The following is a 15,739-nucleotide window of genomic DNA, read 5'->3' as shown; positions in this document are numbered from 1 at the left end:
TTTTCGGGGGGGGCCAGGTCCTGGCACCGGATTGTCCGCGCTGACGACCGCCAGGCGCCAAATTACTGGCCATACGCGAAGCAGCGGACGTCGCGATCGGTACGGATCACGATCCGTGTGCCCACCACGGCCGGTGCCGACCAGGTGGCCCCGTCGATGAGGCGGTTTTCTCCCAGCGGGCGAAACGCCTGTGCCTCGGCAGCGACCACGGCCAAACGGCCGACTTCGTTCAGGGCCAGGATGCGTTTTCCGGCCAGCACGGGCGTGCAGTAGTAGCCGTGGCTGCCGCCGGTCCAGACCGTGCGGCCCGAAGACAGTTCGGCACACACGAACTCGCCGCCGTCGTTCATGCCGTAGACATGCTCGCCGGAGGTCAGCATCGACGACAGGTAGCTCGTCAAGTCGCGGTTGGTCCAGGCCACGCGGGCCTGTTGGGCCGCGTCGGCCGCAGTGATTTCCAGCGCCGTCAACGGGTGGCCATCGCCGGTGACGAGCACCAGGTTGCCCGAGATCACCGGGGTGCTGATGCTCTCGTCATATTGAATCTGGAACGGGTGCGACCAGAGCAATCGGCCATCGTCGAGCGCCAGGCCCACGACGCGCGGCCCGGTCATGGCCACGACTTGCTCGACACCGGCCAGCGTGGCCAATCGCGGCGAGGAATACGACACATGCTCGTCGAGCGCCTTCCAGAGCACCTCGCCGGTCGCCTGGTCGAAGGCCATCAGCGTTCCGCCCTGCTGGCCGCCCACCGAAAGCACGACTGTCTTGCCGGCAATCAGCAACGAGCCTGTGTAGCCGAACAAGGGGACCGGGGCTCCTTGCCCATCGCCAACAGGCACCACGACGTTTTCGACCCCGTTCACGTAGGCCCGGCCGCGCGGCAGGGGCTCGCGGGCACCAAATCGAGCCGGCAACTGCGCCAGCCATTGGGGTTTGCCGTCGGCCAGTTGCAGACCCTGCAGCCACCCGGCGATGCCGAGTGTGAAGACTCGATCGCCAGCGATGGCCGGGGTGCTCTTGGGGCCGTTGCCATGCCGGCGCCCGACGTCATGCGGTTCGAAATCGACGGGGTTTTCCCGCCGCCAGAGCTCGCGGCCCGTGGCCAAATCGAGAGCCCGGACGCGCTCGATCGCGTCTTCGCGCTCGGTGACGATGACCTTGCCCTGATCGATGACTGGAGATGACCAGCCAGCGGCCGTGGGCGTTGTCCACAGCGGTTCGGGCGCCTCGCTGGGCCAGGGATCGGGGAAAGCATCGGCCGCGTGCCCGTCGCCCGTCGGACCGCGCCAACCGGGCCAGGCGACCGTCGCCTCGGGTTGGCCTGTGGTCGGCGCCGCGGCGAGCGGCGCGATGCGGGTTGGGGGTTCGGCGGTAGCCGGGGCGCACCCCTCGGCAGCGGCGAGCAGAATCGTCAAACCAAGCACGCCGTCGAGCGGCAGGCGGGATAAGAGCTGCGGCATTCGAGACTCTTCGTCGCGGTGGAAGTACGGACACGCCGGCCGGGAACGATTATAGGAATCGATCCGGAGATCAGCGAGCGGTTGCCGCTTCGAGCCTTGATGAATTGCGAATCTTTTCTTTGGCCTTTGGTCGCGTGATGCGGCGCGCACTGATCGGAGACGAACGTCCTGTGCGAGTCGACGCCGGCGCGCTGGCCCTGATGCCGAGGCCGCCGCTTGGGCGAGGCCGTTCACTTGCCCGGGGTAGCGGATAGCTTAGCGCGAAGCTGGCCGAGCCAATCGTCGTACGAGCGGTGCTCGCTCACGTGTGTCAGGCCGTTGGCCCGGGCGATGCGATCGAATTGCTCGAGCTGCTGCTGCAAGGTGGTCACGTCCGATGCGGCATCGCTCAAGGAGTCCGTCGTGACGATCTTCAAGTAGCGGACGCTCAAGGATGCCCGTTCCACGCGTGCGGAGAGCAGGGGCTTGTCGCGGACACTCTGCAGGGCTTCGGCGAATAGTCCCTCGGCCTGGGCAATGAATTCCCGGTTGAAGACCGATCTCGGCGGGCTGTCGAAGATCCGGAAATGCGCTCGAGGTTGGCCGGCCCGCTCGTGGACGAGATCGATATATTTTCGCAGCGCGGGGGCAGCCTCTTCGTAGTAGCCGGCTAAGAACTCGTCGATCGCCCGCTCGCTGTCGTAGTCGGGATTCCACAACAGCTTGGCAATCAGCCAGGTGCGCAGTTCCGCGAGCTCGCCTGCCTGGGAAAAGTAGTTCGCCTCTTCATAAACGCCGCGCACGCCATGATTGGCAAAAAATCGCAAGTTCGGCCCGATCGTCCGCAAGTTCGGAAAGGGCATCAGGCAATTCGCGTAGTTGATGACGTAGTCCCAGATATAAAGTCGCTGGCAGATCTTCGACCAGGCGACGAGGTCGCCGGCGAACGCCGCGTTGGGCCGATCGGGCGAGTCGGGGGCCAGCGGATGGGAGAAGCAGCATTCGATGCTACAGAGTCGCACGATCATGTTGTCGCGCGGCACTGCCAGACGCGGCGGTTTGCGCGTGAACTGGTAGGCCAGGGTGTCGACCACCTTGTCGGGGAACTCGTCACGCACTGCGTCGGCCACGGCGTTCACATAGCGCAGGTAGGGGCCGATCGGCGACCCTTCCTCGGCGGCGACGCGGGAACATTCCGCGCACGTGCAATAGTTGAACCAGTCGTTCTGGCTGACCGAGAAAATCGTGGCCTCGGGCCGTTCACGCATCCAGCGGCGCACCGCATCGATCGTGATCCGCAAGACCTCGGGATTGGTCACGCAAAGCTGCGTTCGCCTGTCGATTCGCTTGCCTTTGACCTCGGAAAAGTATTCGGGATGCTCCGCGAAATGCTGCGCGGGGTCGAGAATCTGGTTAAACGTGTGGACGAAGGCCCCGTAGCTGATCTTGCCGCCGCGCGCCTCGTCAATGCTCGTATGCGTGCCGTTGAGCTTGTTGCGCGAGGCCCAATCGCCGTCGCGCGAATTGGGGTAGTCGGTCGCTCGATATTCGAAGCGCGGCACGAACGAACGATCGAGCGAGCCCAACACGATTCTCTCGCGGTGAGGAATCTTGGCCACCTCGGGCGTGAACCAACGGCAGCCGAGCTCGTCTTCCAGAAACGAATAGACTCCGTACAGCGTCCCGCGCGGACGGCCGCCCACGATGCACAGGCGCTGGCCTGCGCGGCGCAGCAGGTAGCCCTCGGGACCGAGTCGTGCCAGCTCCTGGGCATCGGCGACGTCGCGGCAGGCACCCGGCCCGACGAGAATCGCAGGCACGTCGGGCGCGGGTGGTTGCGACGTCTGCTCCACCAGGAAGGTGGCGCCCGTGATCTCGTGCAGCAACAGGGCCAATTCATTGGCGGCGTGCTGCTCGGCAACGGTCGCGCCTTCGGCGACGTGGATTTTGCATGAGGTTTTCCCGTCGGCGGCCAGCTCCAGCGGCGCCGAATCGTCGGCCCTGGCGAACGAGCCACACGCCATCCCCGCGAAAACGATGGCAGCGAAGGGCCAGGTTCGGTGCATAGGGTTGCGATTCATGCAATCAGGATTTCCCAGACGGACCTGCCGGGAACTGCTCCCGGCCGGCAACGGCAAACATTGTAACCGCTGCGTGCTTCGCCCCGTGTCGAGCGCATAGCGGCTTGCTTGACGATTCTCCACCCTACGATGCGCGGCCGGCGTGGCCGAGTCCCTGATCGGCGGCTCGAAAGAACAGGGGGAGCGCAAACCCTTCCTGTGTCACACCTTTTGAGGGATGGTCCTGAACCGTCGTGCGCGGCGCTGGCATCGCCAAACGCGGATTCTGGAGCCCACGGTGCGACGATCTATCTTCGAGGTACCGTCATCTCGGCCCGTTGATACGTGACATACTTCGGGTGCCGGGTCATTCTGGCTACGAACTGTACGAGTTTTTCCCGCAGGGTCGTCAGCGACTGGTGCTGGAGATTGCCGGGTAGCGCCAGCCGCCGCTGGAAGTTCGCCGGGCGGTAAGCCGGAGCGAAGCGCTGCAGCCGAGCCGGGTTGTCTTCGAACGTAGGGCGGGAGAGCTTGGTCCCCTTGGCCGCGTTCTTGCCATCGTTGAGCCACTGCTGGGCGGTTCGGCGACGGTTGTCGACCTCGGGGACATTCGTCGGGTACTGGGGGCGGTTGGTCACGATGAACCCTACGCGCAGGCACGGCTCGACCGCGTGCCAATCAACCTTGGCGACTGACCACCTTTCGCACCGCCACGACTTTGCCTGATTACGATGCCTGTGGTAGAAGGCCTTCGGAATGTGCGAGGGGCGCCCCGCTTGACGGGTGAGCAGGTGCTCGGTTTCACGCACCAGCATGGTATTGGCCGAATGCGCGCGGCAGTACGGCCTAGCCCGCGCGTTTCGGTATTTTGAGGATCGCGTCCCTTTGCCCCGACCGCAGACACTGTTGACGAAAAAACGCCGAGGGCGCCGGAGCGGCTCGCCCTTGTGGGGCGCGCTGGCCCAGGTGCTGTTTTTTGCGCTGCTGTTCTTCGGCGGCCTGGCCTTTCTGGCATTCGTGGTCACCTCGCTGGTCATTCCCGATTGGCGGGCCAACGCCAGCTTCGAGCAGACCGAATGCACGGTGCTCAAGAAACGCCTCGCCGAACGCCCTGGCGAAGAGGCACCGCGCTATCGCCCCGAGGTGTTGATCGAGTACGAGGTCCAAGGACGGCGCTATGAACTCTGGACCTACGACATCACCGGCACCTTCAGTAGCGATCATGACCGCGAACAGGCGAAACTCGACGATTTTACGATCGGCCGGAAATATCCCTGCTGGTACGACCCGCTGGCCCCCAACCGGGCCGTGCTCAAACGCGGCCATGCCTGGTACGCCTGGGTCTTGATGCTGCTGCCCCTGGCCATGATCGCCAGCGGCGGCAGCGGCCTGGGCTACATGTGGTTCACCTGGGGCACATCGACCGAGCGCCGGGCGGTGCTCGCCCAGCGGGCCGCGCATCTCGAGATCTTCGAGAACGAAGCCTCTGAAACCGACCAGTACCCGACGATCCCGCGCGACGCGGATCTCAGCGACAGCGCCGGCGTGCAGTTGGCCTATCGCCTGCCGATCCGCCAGTCGCAGGCCTGGATGGTAGCCGCCACGTTTGCGGTGACGATGGTCGTGAACTCGCTCGTGGCCGTGTTCGCCGTACTCGCCGCGCGCAGCCATAACGCCGGTCAGCCCGACTGGTTCTTGACGTTGTTCGTCATTCCCTGGGTTGCGATCGGCATTGCGACGTTCGTTTATTTCGTGCGCCATGTGTTGATTGCCACCGGTATGGGGCAGACGGTGCTCGAGATCTCGGGGCATCCGCTGGTGCCGGGCCGCCATTATCAAGCCTGGCTGTCACAGACCGGGCGCCTGAAGGTCTACCGGCTCGAGTGGTCGCTGGTGTGCGAGGAGGCGGCGACCTATCGACAAGGGACTAATACCCGGACCACCACCAAGCAGGTTTGCAGGATCGAGCTGCTCGTACGCGAGGATTTCGAAATCCGCCGCGGGCACCCGCTGGCCGAGCTGCGCGAATTCACCGTGCCGTTCGACGTGATGCACTCGTTCCAATCGCGGCATAACGCCGTGCGCTGGAAATTCGTCGTGCATGGCAAGCTGCAGGGTTGGCCCGACTATGTGCGCGAGTTTGCCGTCGTGATGATGCCGCCGCGCCAGGAGTCGCTATGAACGAGCCTCGCGTGACTTTGCGACTGGCCGGCGGCAAGCGCGAATATGCCCCGGGCGAATCGCTCGCGGGCGAGTTCCGCCTCGACGTGATCAATCGCTCGGATATTCGAGCCCTGGAGCTGTCGGTGCTGTGGTACACCGAGGGGAAGGGGGATGAAGACCTTGAGGTGCACTACTTTCTGCGCCAATCGGCCGACGAAGGCGACTACATCAATCCGCACCGACCGGGCCGATTCAGCACGCATCTGCCGGCGAGCCCGCTGAGCTATGACGGTGTGATCGTGAAGATTCGCTGGTGCGTGCGGCTGCGGCTGTTCTTGCCGCGCGGCCGCGAAATCGTCGAAGAGCAAGCGTTTCGCGTGGGTAGCTTGCCGCCGGCGCGAGCGGTCTTGCCGTGAGCGGCGCTGCGCCGGGGGTGGGGCCATGAACGCCGATGCCGCCGGGGTCCCCGCCGGAAACCCGTTTGCCACGCGGCACGTGCGGCCGGGACGGCTGGCCTTCCGTTTTCCCGCGATGGCCACCGCGACCGTCGCGTCGCTGCGGGCAGCGCTCGAATCGTGCGGTGGCTGGGGCCAGATCATCGGGCCGCACGGCAGCGGAAAATCGACATTGCTGGCCGAGCTTGCGCGCGACTTGCAGGACGCCGGCCACGCGGTGCAGCAGTTCGAAATGCACGACGGACAGCGCCGGCTCCCCGGCCGCGTGGCTGCGCGTGGTCGTGGCGGGCAGCGTTCGATGATCCTGGTCGATGGCTACGAACAACTCAGCACCTGGTCGCGTACGAAGCTCAAATGGACTTGCCGGCGGCGCGGCCATGGGTTGTTGGTCACCGCGCACACGGATTGCGGATTGCCCACGTTGTGGCAAACCGGCGTCGATCCCGACCTGGCCTGGCAAGTCGTGCGGGCACTGCTGCCCCCTGGCGACAGCACCATTGGCCGGGAAGAAGTCGCCGCCGCGCTGATCGCTCGGCGCGGCAATCTGCGCGACGTATTGATGGACTTGTACGACCGCTACGAGGCGCGAAGGTAGCGATTGTAGGGCCATCCTCGGCGACGCCGCGGGCAAATTCGTGCCGGAATCATTCACGCCCCGAGTAAGCGTGCCGTAGGGTTCGACAGGAACTCCCCGTCCCGCGCGACTCCCTGGCGCGAAGCAGATCGATCCCCTCTCGGGCGATGGACCGCAGGCACAGCTTGCCTGATCGGCAAGGTGTCGAGGTGCCGGCAATGCCGGCGCAAGCGGAATCTTTTACCAAATAGATCAACGATTGTTTGCGCTACTTGACACTTGAGTTGACCTGGGATTTAACAAAGTTGCGAAGCGTTTTCACCGCACGTGGAGCCCATCCAATGTTCTCTTCTCTTGTTTTGCGCCGCGCCGCTCTGGCCGGCTGCGTCACGGCTTCGGTGCTGGCGACGCCGAGCGAAAGTCAGGCCATCTTCCATTGGTTTCGTGGCTGCTGCGCACCGCGAACCGCGACCTACTATGCCCCCGTCGCACCGGTCGCGCCAGTAGCCACCGGTTGCTCGACGTGCATGTCGCCGTGTGCGACCGCCTGCGCGCCGGCCTGCGCCCCCGCGACGGTCTGCAACTACGTCCCGCAGACGAGCTACCGGCCGGTGTGCTACGCGATGCCGGTGACGAGCTATCGCCCGGTGACCTCGTGCGATCCGTGCACCGGTTGCCCGACGACGGCCTATCAGCCGGTGACGTCGTATGTGCAGCAGGTGCAATACGTTCCCCAGACGACGTATCGCCAGGTTTGCTCGACGTCGTACACGTCGGCCTATTACACGCCGTCGGTGAGCTATGCGGCGCCGGTGGCGCCTGCCATGTATTCGGCCCCCGCGGCCGCAGTGCCCGCCGCGCCGGCGGCTCCGGCCTGTTCGGCGTGCGCCACGCAGGCATCGTACGCCCCGGCGGCCGCTGCTTCGCCGGCCCCGGCCGTCAGTTATTCGGTGCCGACTCCGGCGATGCCGAGCTACACGGCCCCGAGCACTTCGACGCCGTCCTACGCGCCGCCCGTCTATACCCCGCCGGCTCCTCCGGCGGCGACTTCGCCGACGCCTGCGGCGCCGAACCCGGCCGACCAAGCGCCGACGCTCAATCCGCCCACGACGAATCTGCAGCCCGTGCCGCCGACCGCGCCGAGCATGCCTGCACCGCAAACGCCGATTCCGGATCCGAACGTGAGCGGCGCGCCGCAGCCGCCGGCCGTGCTGCCGCGGTTAGTCAATCCGGATGAACGAACCACGGCAGTGCCGGTGCGCCGCGCGGTGTTCTTCACCGCCGACGCGACGACCCCGGCGGTCGACACGCACCGTGGCCCCGCGGTCGATCGCGGACTGGCCGACGGCTGGCGTCCCTCGCAGCGCTAGCCGCCGTGCGTCGCCCCCGCGGCGATGCCGACCATCAAGGCGCCCACGACAGCCTGCCGTCGTCCGACGGCAGGCTGTCTCTTTTTCCGTGCTTGGGGCGGCTTGAAAATCAACGCCGGCTTCGGCGCCGTGCGGCGAGTCCCAGAGAGACCGTGCCCAGCAACAGCAGCAATCCGCTGCTCGGCTCGGGCACCGCGTTGACGATCACGTCGTCGAGCACCAACTCGGTGGTGAAGTTGGCCATGCCGTAGGCGCTCAAGTCGAAGTGCCCCCAGTTGATGAATCTGATCGTCACCGGGAGGCTCGTATTGAGGGGCGTAAAGACGAATTCGTACAGGTGCGACATGCCAAACGTGTTGTTCACACCGTTGGGCACGCTGAGGTAGTTGATCGGATCGCCCGCGAGCGTATTGGTCACCTGCAGGCCGAAGATCCCGCGCTCGGCGAACACCTGGTTAATGCCGGCATCTTCGCCGGAGACCCAGAACGAGAACTTGTAATAGGGCGATGGATTGGCCGGCGTGTTGATGGTCTGCGCGAGGATCACCGGCTGAGTGGCGAAGAAGGTCGTCATCGTCGGCGTGGACGGAAACGTCACCGAGCCGTTGGCGTGAAACGTGGGCCCTTGGCTGGGCAGCACCGGGCCGCCGTTGCCGAAGTACAGCGCGTTCGAGCCGTCGGGAATCACGTCGCTGCCCTGCAGGCGCAAGGGCGCCCCGTTGTCGTTGCCCCAGCTTGCATAGGCTGGCGAGTCACCCGAGGTGGTCCAGCCCGGCGGTGCGGCGAAGGGCGTCAGCGCGCTGCCGGTGGCCCAGTAGTAGGTCGAGCCGCTCGGCGGAGCGCCGGTCTCGAAGCTGCCGTTGGTGACGAGATTGCCGGCGTGCGTGGCGCCGATTCCGGAGGTCATCGTGAGACCGGCCAGACACGGCTGTGGCGCGCCCAGGCAAGCAAACAGGCAGGCCAAGTAAAAATTCCGCCACGAACATCGTTTCATGAGACCCTCCGCGCGTTGTGCGATGAAAAGAATGGAGCGAAGCACCCCCCGGAGCTGGCAGCCGTGCTGCGGACGGTGGCGATTCTACTTCGGCCATTGTCTCCGCGCCTGTCGTCCGTGTCGTGCGCGGCGAGATTCTGCCGGGCCGCGCGCTGCGGCGGGCCGCTGGTCGCCTGCAGGGCCCGGCGATAGACTCAACGGAACTGGCTGCTTTTCGCCGCAAATCGAGCGTCGCATGGCCGTTAATCTCACGCCGCAGTACCACAAGGCCGCCGAGCAGTACCGCCGCGCCTCGTCGGCGGCCGACGAGCTCAAGTGGCTCGAAGTGATGCTCCGTGAGTTACCGAAGCACAAGGCCAGCGAAAAGCTCGAATCGGACCTCAAGCAGAAGCTCAGCAAGGCCCGCACGGCAGCCGACGCCGAGCGCAAAGCAAGCAAGAGTACGGGGCAGGGGGTCAAGATTCCCCGCCAGGGTGCCGGCACGGTCGTTATTTTGGGCGGACCGAACGCCGGGAAGAGCCGGCTCCTGGCCGCGCTGACGCGCGCCACGCCCGAGGTCGCACCGTACCCCTTCACTACCCGGACGCCCCTGCCGGGCATGATGCCTTGGGAAGACGTGTCGGTACAGTTGATCGACACGCCGCCGATCACGACCGATTTCATGGAGCCCTACATGCAAGGGCTCATCCGAGGCGCCGATCTGGCCGTGCTGGTGGTCGACCTCGGAGCCGATGAGGGGATCGAGCAGCTCCAAGACCTCTGGAACCGGCTCGCCGCGACCAAGACCCGGCTGGCCCGGCAATCGCAGCTCGACGAAGAGGACGTAGGGCTTTCGTTCACCGGTACGCTGCTTGCGCCCAACAAGCTCGACTTGCCCGACGCCGCCGACCGGCTGGCGCTGCTGCACGAGCTATTGCCGCTCGACCTGGCCGAGTTACCGATCTCGGCCGAACAGGGCACCGGGCTCGACGCGCTGCGCCGCGCCCTATTCGCGGCGCTCGACGTGGTGCGGGTCTATACGAAGCTGCCCACGGCCAAGGCGGCCGACTTCGAAAAGCCGTTTACCATCCGCCGGGGTCGCACGGTGCTCGACGTCGCCGAGCTGATCCATCGAGATTTCGCCGAGAGCTTCAAGTTCGCCCGCGTCTGGGGCACCGGCGTCCACGATGGCACCGTGGTCAAGGCCGACTACGAGCCGCACGACCGCGACGTAGTCGAGATTCATGCCTAGACCGCGGCCGCAGGTATTACAGTCCAGCCTCATCAACCACCACAGATTGCATGCTGCGCAGGTAGTTGGCGCTCACGAACTATGCGGTGGCCATGCGCGGATGCGTCGCCCGTCGGCGTTTCCAGCAGCGCGCTGCCTACGGTGAGCAGGGGACACAAGACTCCCACGGCTGATCGCCGTGCTGCGTAGAACAACAGCCCCTGAAAGGAATTCTCCAGTGTCCCCGGTTAGCCCAGGGGCCATGGTCGGCGATCGTATGAGTCGTCGGACACCGGAACGAGTTTCGCTCAGAGTCTGGTCGCCTGCCATCCCGACGGCGCGGTCCGCGATCGGCTCTGGGATACGCTAGCTACCTTGCTACGAATCGGCAGCCAGGGGAAGCATGCCGAGATGGAAATCTTCCCCGGACCGCTCCCGGGGCGGCGCGAAAAGGCGACCGTCGCGTAGTATCATGCACCCGCTGTACCAGGTCACCGTGGAAGCTCGCCATGTCCGATCATCCCTTGCTCTCGCCGCGCAATCGTCGGATCGCGCGCTGGGCGGCGATTTTGATTGCCGTTTATCTTTCCGTGGCCTATTTGCTGCTGCCGCTGGCCTGGGAAAGCTATGCGCACCGTCATCCGGAGTTCGACGGCGACCCACGGATCACGACGACCGGCGACGACCATCCGGGCGATCCGCTGAACGTGGCCCTCGTGGCGCGCGACGAGGAACTGGCAGCCGCGATGCAGGCGGCCGGCTGGTATCCGGCCGCTGCGCTGGGCCTGCGGAGCGATCTGGAGATCGCCGGCGACACGGTGTTGTCGCGGCCCGACGTCGAGGCCCCGGTGAGCAACCTCTTTCTGTTTGGCCGTAAGGAAGATCACGCGTTCGAGCAGCCTGTCGGTGATAACCCGCGTCAGCGCCATCACGTGCGGTTCTGGAAGCTCGATCGCACGAGCGACGATGGACGTCCGGTTTGGATCGGCGCTGCCTCGTACGATCTCCGCGTGGGACTGAGCCACACGACGGGCCAGGTCACGCATCACATTGACGGCCATGTCGACGTCGAGCGCGACCATCTGTTCAACAATCTACGAGATGCGGGCAAGCTGCAGTCCGACTATTACGTCGACGGCTTTCACACCCGGCGCGCCGGCAGCAATGGCGGCGGCGACCAATGGCAGACCGACGGCCGGTTGCTGGTGGGCGTCGTAAAGCCGGCGCGGTAGATCCTGCAAGGCGACTTGTCGGCGCTCGCGCGGCCGATCCTAAGGCTCGGTCCACGGCTGGCCGGACTGGTAGCGAGTCTGCCGCTTTTTGACCATCTCCATCAAGTCGCCGTGGTCGTCGCCTTGGGCCAGCGCGGTTTCGATCGTCGACAAGGCCCGGGCAAAGTCGCCGGTCGCGGCATAAGCGGCCGCCAGGGTGTCGAGTTCGCGCGCCGTCAGCGGAGCGGGAATCAATTCGGCGAGCGTCAGGGCCCGCGGACCGTCGCGCAATGCGGCGTCGGCGCTCGTCGCCAGCAGCCAGGCCAGGTTGTTCAACACCGGGCGCGGCGGCGAGCCGGGCGTCGCAGCAAGAATCGCTTCGTACTCGCGTGCTGCGGCCCGATGGTCGCCGGCCGCCATCCAGGCAGCTGCCAGGCTGTTGCGCGCCGCAAGGCTCTTCGGCGCGAGGCGCAAGGCCTCGCTCAGTTCGTGCGCAGCGTCGTTTAACTGGCCGGCCAGCAGCAACAACTCGCCGAGTTCGCGATGTGCCTCCGCGTAGCCGGGCTCGATGCGGCAGGCCTCGCGGGCGTGCCGTAGGGCCTGCGCCGCCTGGCCCAGGTTTCTGAGCGCTCGGGCATAGTTCAACTGGACGTTCGAGAATCCCGGCTGCACGGCCAGCAGCGCGGCGAATTGCTTGCCCGCTTCGGCCCAGCGGCCACAGCCGCTCAAGGCCTCGCCCAGGTTGTTGCGGATCTTCAAGTCGTGCGGTTTCAGGGCCAGGGCGCGCTCGAAGTCGCTCACTGCCGCCGCCGGATCGCCCGATCGCAAGCGGGCCAGGCCGAGATTGTTGTAGGCATCGGCGAATTGCGGATCGAGACGCGTGGCATGCTCGAGCTGGGCGATGGCCTCGGCGGTACGCCCCGCGGCGGACAGCGCGATGCCCAGGTTGTTCATCGAGAGCTCGCTCGTCGGGTTGACTTCCAAGGCGTGGGTAAACATCGCCACGTCGCTGCGCCAAAAAGTCGTCTGTCGAAAGGCGAGCGCCGCCCACAGCACGACGACGGTCGCCAACGCTGCGCGCAAGGGTGCTTTGCCTGCGGCAAACCCTTGCGCCGCTGCCAGCCCCACGGCGGCCATTGCCAGATAGGCAAAGCGATCGGCCACGGTGGAATGTCCCTGAAAGACAAACGGCGTCAGCCCGAGCGACGGCGCGCATCCGGCGATCGCGAGCAATACGACGGGCCAACACGGCCGTGCCGCCTGCCACAGCGCGACGACAACCAGCACCAATGCGCACCCGGCCGCCGGCCACCAGCGCGCCGGCTCTTGCAAGAGCCAGTAGGGCGAGCGGCCGTAATCGGGTCCGAGGTTCAGCGGCCAGGCGAATTTCTGCGCGTAATGGCCGAGTGCATCGAACGCGATGAGAGGTCGCGCCCAAAGGGGGCTAGTCCGCGCCAACTCGGCGCGATGCTGCTGCGCGCTGGTCACGATCGCCAGGACCACCACGGCCACAAACCACGGCGCCAGTCTTCGTGCCGATTCGGGCCAGGGACGCCGCGACACAACCGCGTCGATCGCCAGCGCCATCAGGGGCACGGCCGCGGCAGTCGGCTTCGATAAGAGTGCCAAGGCGAAGCACAGCGACGCGACGATATATCCACGCCAACTGGACGGCGGGCCGACATAGGCGGTCAACGCCGCTAGTCCGAAGAACCCTGCCAGCAGTCCACGGGTTTCGGTCACCCAGGCGACCGACTCGACCTGAAGCGGATGGACGGCAAATGCTAAAGCGCCGAATCCGGCCGCGAGTGGTGAAATCCCCAGCCGCCGTAGCCAGAACAGCACCAGCACCGCTGTGCCCGCGTGCAGCAACACATTGGCCGCATGAAACCAACGGGCATCGAGGCCCCCCAACGCGGCGACGGCCAGGTAGCAGCTATACGCCACGGGGGCGTAAAGTCCTTCGTACGGGGCGAGCCAGAATCGGGCGAGGTGCGCCGCCGACGGCGGTCGCAACGCGGTGTTCTCCGTGACATTGAGCGGGTCGTCGTAGATCGAGAACGGATGCGCCAGCGTCGCCGCAAACAGCGCACAAGTGAACCCAAACACCAAGACGGCTATTCGCATCGCAATTCGACCGGGACGGGCGACACCCTGCAGGCCGCCGGCAGGAAATGGGCTTATCTTAACGACTGGCGCAAGGGGGCGAAGCCGCCGTGCGGCGATTCGGGTATCTTCGACGAAGAGTCACCGCCGAACGCCGCGCACCGCGCCGTCGTTCTCGTTATCCCCGCCCATCCTGCGACCATGAACAACGCGCAACTCGGGGCCGCCTTCGACGAGATCGCCGACATCCTGGAGTTCCAGGGGGCCAATCCGTTTCGCGTGCGGGCCTACCGCAACGCGGCCCGGACGATCCGCGATCTGCCCGAGTCGATCGCTGGGATCGTCGCCGATCCGGAGCGGAGCCTGACCGACATCGAGGGGATCGGCACCGACCTGGCCGAAAAGCTGACGACGCTGATCGAAACCGGCCGGTTGCCGATGCTCGACGAGCTGCGATCAGCCGTCCCGGCGAGCGTGCTGCTGTTGATGCGGATTCCCGGCGTGGGCCCGAAGAAGGCCGCGCACCTGCACCAGGACCTCGGCATCAATAATCTCGACGAGCTGCAAGCGGCCTGCGCGGCCGGCAAGGTCCGCTTGCTCAAGGGATTCGGCCTCAAGACCGAGCAGGCGATCCTCGCCGGTCTGCAAGTGGCCCGCGCGGGACAGGAACGAATGTATTGGGCCGAGGCCGACGTTTACGTGCAAGCCATCCTCGCCCATCTCCAGGCGTGTAGCGCCGTCAAACAGCTCGCAGCCGCGGGCAGCTATCGTCGGGGTCGCGAAACCGTGGGCGATCTCGATTTTCTCGTCGTGTCGCCCGACGCCGACGCGGTGATGGAGCACCTTGCACGGTTCGACGCCGCGGCCGAAGTGCTGGCCCGCGGCGATACGAAGATGTCGCTCAGGTTGCCGGCGGGCTTGCAGGTCGATTTGCGCGTGGTGCCGGCCGAGTCGTTCGGCGCGGCGCTGCAGTATTTCACCGGCTCGAAGGAGCACAATGTGATCCTCCGCGGCCGGGCCAAGGATCGGGGGCTGAAGATCAACGAGTACGGCGTGTTCGACGGCACGCGCTCGGTCGCGGGTCGCACGGAAAAAGAGGTTTACGCCGCGCTCGATCTGCCGGTGTTTCCCCCGGAACTACGCGAGGGGCGGCGCGAATTCGAGTGGGCCGACGCGGGCGAGCTGCCCAAGCTGATCGAGTTGGACGATCTGCGCGGCGATCTGCACATGCACACGGTCGCCACCGACGGCACGGCCACGATCCGCGAGATGGTGGCCGCCGCCCAGGCGCGAGGATTGAGCTACATCGCGATCACCGATCATTCCAAGCGGGTCACGATGGCCCGGGGGCTCGACGCGACGAGGCTGCGCCGGCAATGGCGCGAGATCGACAAGCTCAACGAGCGGCTCGAGGCGTTTCACGTGCTCAAAGGCGTCGAGTGCGACATCCTGGAAAAGGGCGGGCTCGACCTGCCGGACGACGTCCTGGCCGAGGCCGACTGGGTCGTCTGCAGCGTCCATTACGGTCAGAACCAGCCGCGAGAACGGATCACGGCGCGGATCCTCGAGGCCATCGAGAATCCGCATGTCGCAGCGATCGCGCATCCGACCGGCCGGTTGATCAATCGGCGCAAACCCTACGAGGTTGACCTCGAGGCTGTGATCCGGGCCGCTCATCAGCACCACAAGATCCTCGAGCTGAATGCCAACCCCGCGCGGCTCGACCTGGACGACGTGGCCTGTGCAGCGGCCAAGGCCCAGGGAGTTCCAATCGTCATCTCTTCCGATGCGCATAGCCCCGACGGCTTCAATGTGCTGCGCTACGGCATCTTGCAGGCCCGCCGCGCCGGCCTGACCGCAAAGGACGTGATCAACACCCGGACCTGGGCCCAGTTGAAAAAACTGCTGGCGAAATGAGCCTTGACCATTCGCGCGCCCGGGCGGCCGACGGCCGCAGGGAAACTTGCCGTTTCTTGCTTGCCAACGGCTCCGGAAGCAGTTTAGTATCAACGTCGATCGACTGGGGGTAGGTCGTTGTGTGGCCAGCCCCGTTTGCATCACGTCGATTTGCAGCCGGCGACAGCCCGCCACTCGGGGCCGCCGGCGCGAATCACCTCAAGGGGCAGCTCGTGACGTTCCGCCGGTAGAGTCCGC

Annotated in this window: 12 protein-coding genes; 7 read left to right on the top strand and 5 right to left on the bottom strand. The window is 65.8% G+C overall.

Going from position 1 to position 15,739, the window contains the following annotated elements:
- Positions 1-62: 62 nt before the first annotated feature.
- From K1X74_11495 to K1X74_11485, 3 genes are all read right to left on the bottom strand, one after another.
- Positions 63-1,463 carry a PQQ-binding-like beta-propeller repeat protein gene (locus K1X74_11495; GenBank protein ID MBX7166945.1) on the bottom strand — a complete coding sequence of 467 codons (1,401 nt, stop codon included), beginning with the start codon at positions 1,461-1,463 and terminating at the stop codon, positions 63-65.
- Between the two features lie 230 nt (positions 1,464-1,693).
- A complete protein-coding gene (locus K1X74_11490; GenBank protein MBX7166944.1) occupies positions 1,694-3,523 on the bottom strand; it encodes a DUF4838 domain-containing protein in 1,830 nt (609 codons plus the stop codon).
- 287 nt (positions 3,524-3,810) lie between these two features.
- Entirely contained in the window at positions 3,811-4,317 is a 507-nt protein-coding gene (locus K1X74_11485; protein ID MBX7166943.1) for a transposase, read from the bottom strand.
- A gap of 70 nt (positions 4,318-4,387) precedes the next feature.
- Here K1X74_11485 and K1X74_11480 point away from each other — a divergent pair, with 70 nt between their 5' ends.
- The 4 genes from K1X74_11480 (at position 4,388) to K1X74_11465 (ending at position 8,064) form a co-directional block, all read left to right on the top strand.
- Entirely contained in the window at positions 4,388-5,683 is a 1,296-nt protein-coding gene (locus K1X74_11480) for a DUF3592 domain-containing protein (protein ID MBX7166942.1), read from the top strand.
- Complete coding sequence (locus K1X74_11475) at positions 5,680-6,081, top strand: hypothetical protein (protein ID MBX7166941.1); 402 nt, start codon at positions 5,680-5,682, stop codon at positions 6,079-6,081. The genes K1X74_11480 and K1X74_11475 overlap by 4 nt, the downstream gene beginning before the upstream one ends.
- 25 nt (positions 6,082-6,106) lie before the next feature.
- Positions 6,107-6,715: a hypothetical protein gene (locus K1X74_11470; protein MBX7166940.1), complete on the top strand. Its 609-nt coding sequence runs from the start codon at positions 6,107-6,109 to the stop codon at positions 6,713-6,715.
- A gap of 320 nt (positions 6,716-7,035) precedes the next feature.
- Positions 7,036-8,064 carry a hypothetical protein gene (locus K1X74_11465; GenBank protein MBX7166939.1) on the top strand — a complete coding sequence of 343 codons (1,029 nt, stop codon included), beginning with the start codon at positions 7,036-7,038 and terminating at the stop codon, positions 8,062-8,064.
- A 109-nt stretch (positions 8,065-8,173) separates the two neighbouring features.
- On the opposite strand, the gene K1X74_11460 is transcribed toward K1X74_11465, so the two are convergent.
- A complete protein-coding gene (locus K1X74_11460; GenBank protein MBX7166938.1) occupies positions 8,174-9,058 on the bottom strand; it encodes a PEP-CTERM sorting domain-containing protein in 885 nt (294 codons plus the stop codon).
- Here K1X74_11460 and K1X74_11455 point away from each other — a divergent pair.
- Both K1X74_11455 and K1X74_11450 read left to right on the top strand, forming a co-directional pair.
- Positions 9,057-10,289, top strand: coding sequence for a 50S ribosome-binding GTPase (locus tag K1X74_11455; GenBank protein ID MBX7166937.1), 1,233 nt, complete (start codon positions 9,057-9,059; stop codon positions 10,287-10,289). The genes K1X74_11460 and K1X74_11455 overlap by 2 nt on opposite strands.
- Before the next feature lie 488 nt (positions 10,290-10,777).
- Positions 10,778-11,500 carry an LssY C-terminal domain-containing protein gene (locus K1X74_11450; protein MBX7166936.1) on the top strand — a complete coding sequence of 241 codons (723 nt, stop codon included), beginning with the start codon at positions 10,778-10,780 and terminating at the stop codon, positions 11,498-11,500.
- A 39-nt stretch (positions 11,501-11,539) separates the two neighbouring features.
- On the opposite strand, the gene K1X74_11445 is transcribed toward K1X74_11450, so the two are convergent.
- A complete protein-coding gene (locus tag K1X74_11445) occupies positions 11,540-13,606 on the bottom strand; it encodes a tetratricopeptide repeat protein (protein ID MBX7166935.1) in 2,067 nt (688 codons plus the stop codon).
- 180 nt (positions 13,607-13,786) lie between these two features.
- Here K1X74_11445 and polX point away from each other — a divergent pair, with 180 nt between their 5' ends.
- The gene (gene polX / locus K1X74_11440; GenBank protein MBX7166934.1) at positions 13,787-15,502 is read left to right on the top strand and encodes a DNA polymerase/3'-5' exonuclease PolX; all 1,716 of its coding nucleotides are present in this window, start codon (positions 13,787-13,789) and stop codon (positions 15,500-15,502) included.
- Positions 15,503-15,739: the final 237 nt, after the last annotated feature.

It is taken from the genome of Pirellulales bacterium, assembly GCA_019694435.1.
Lineage (GTDB): Bacteria > Planctomycetota > Planctomycetia > Pirellulales > JAEUIK01 > JAIBBZ01.
The sequence above is the reverse complement of the archived record's forward strand: the minus strand, read 5'-3'. Positions and strand labels throughout refer to the sequence as shown.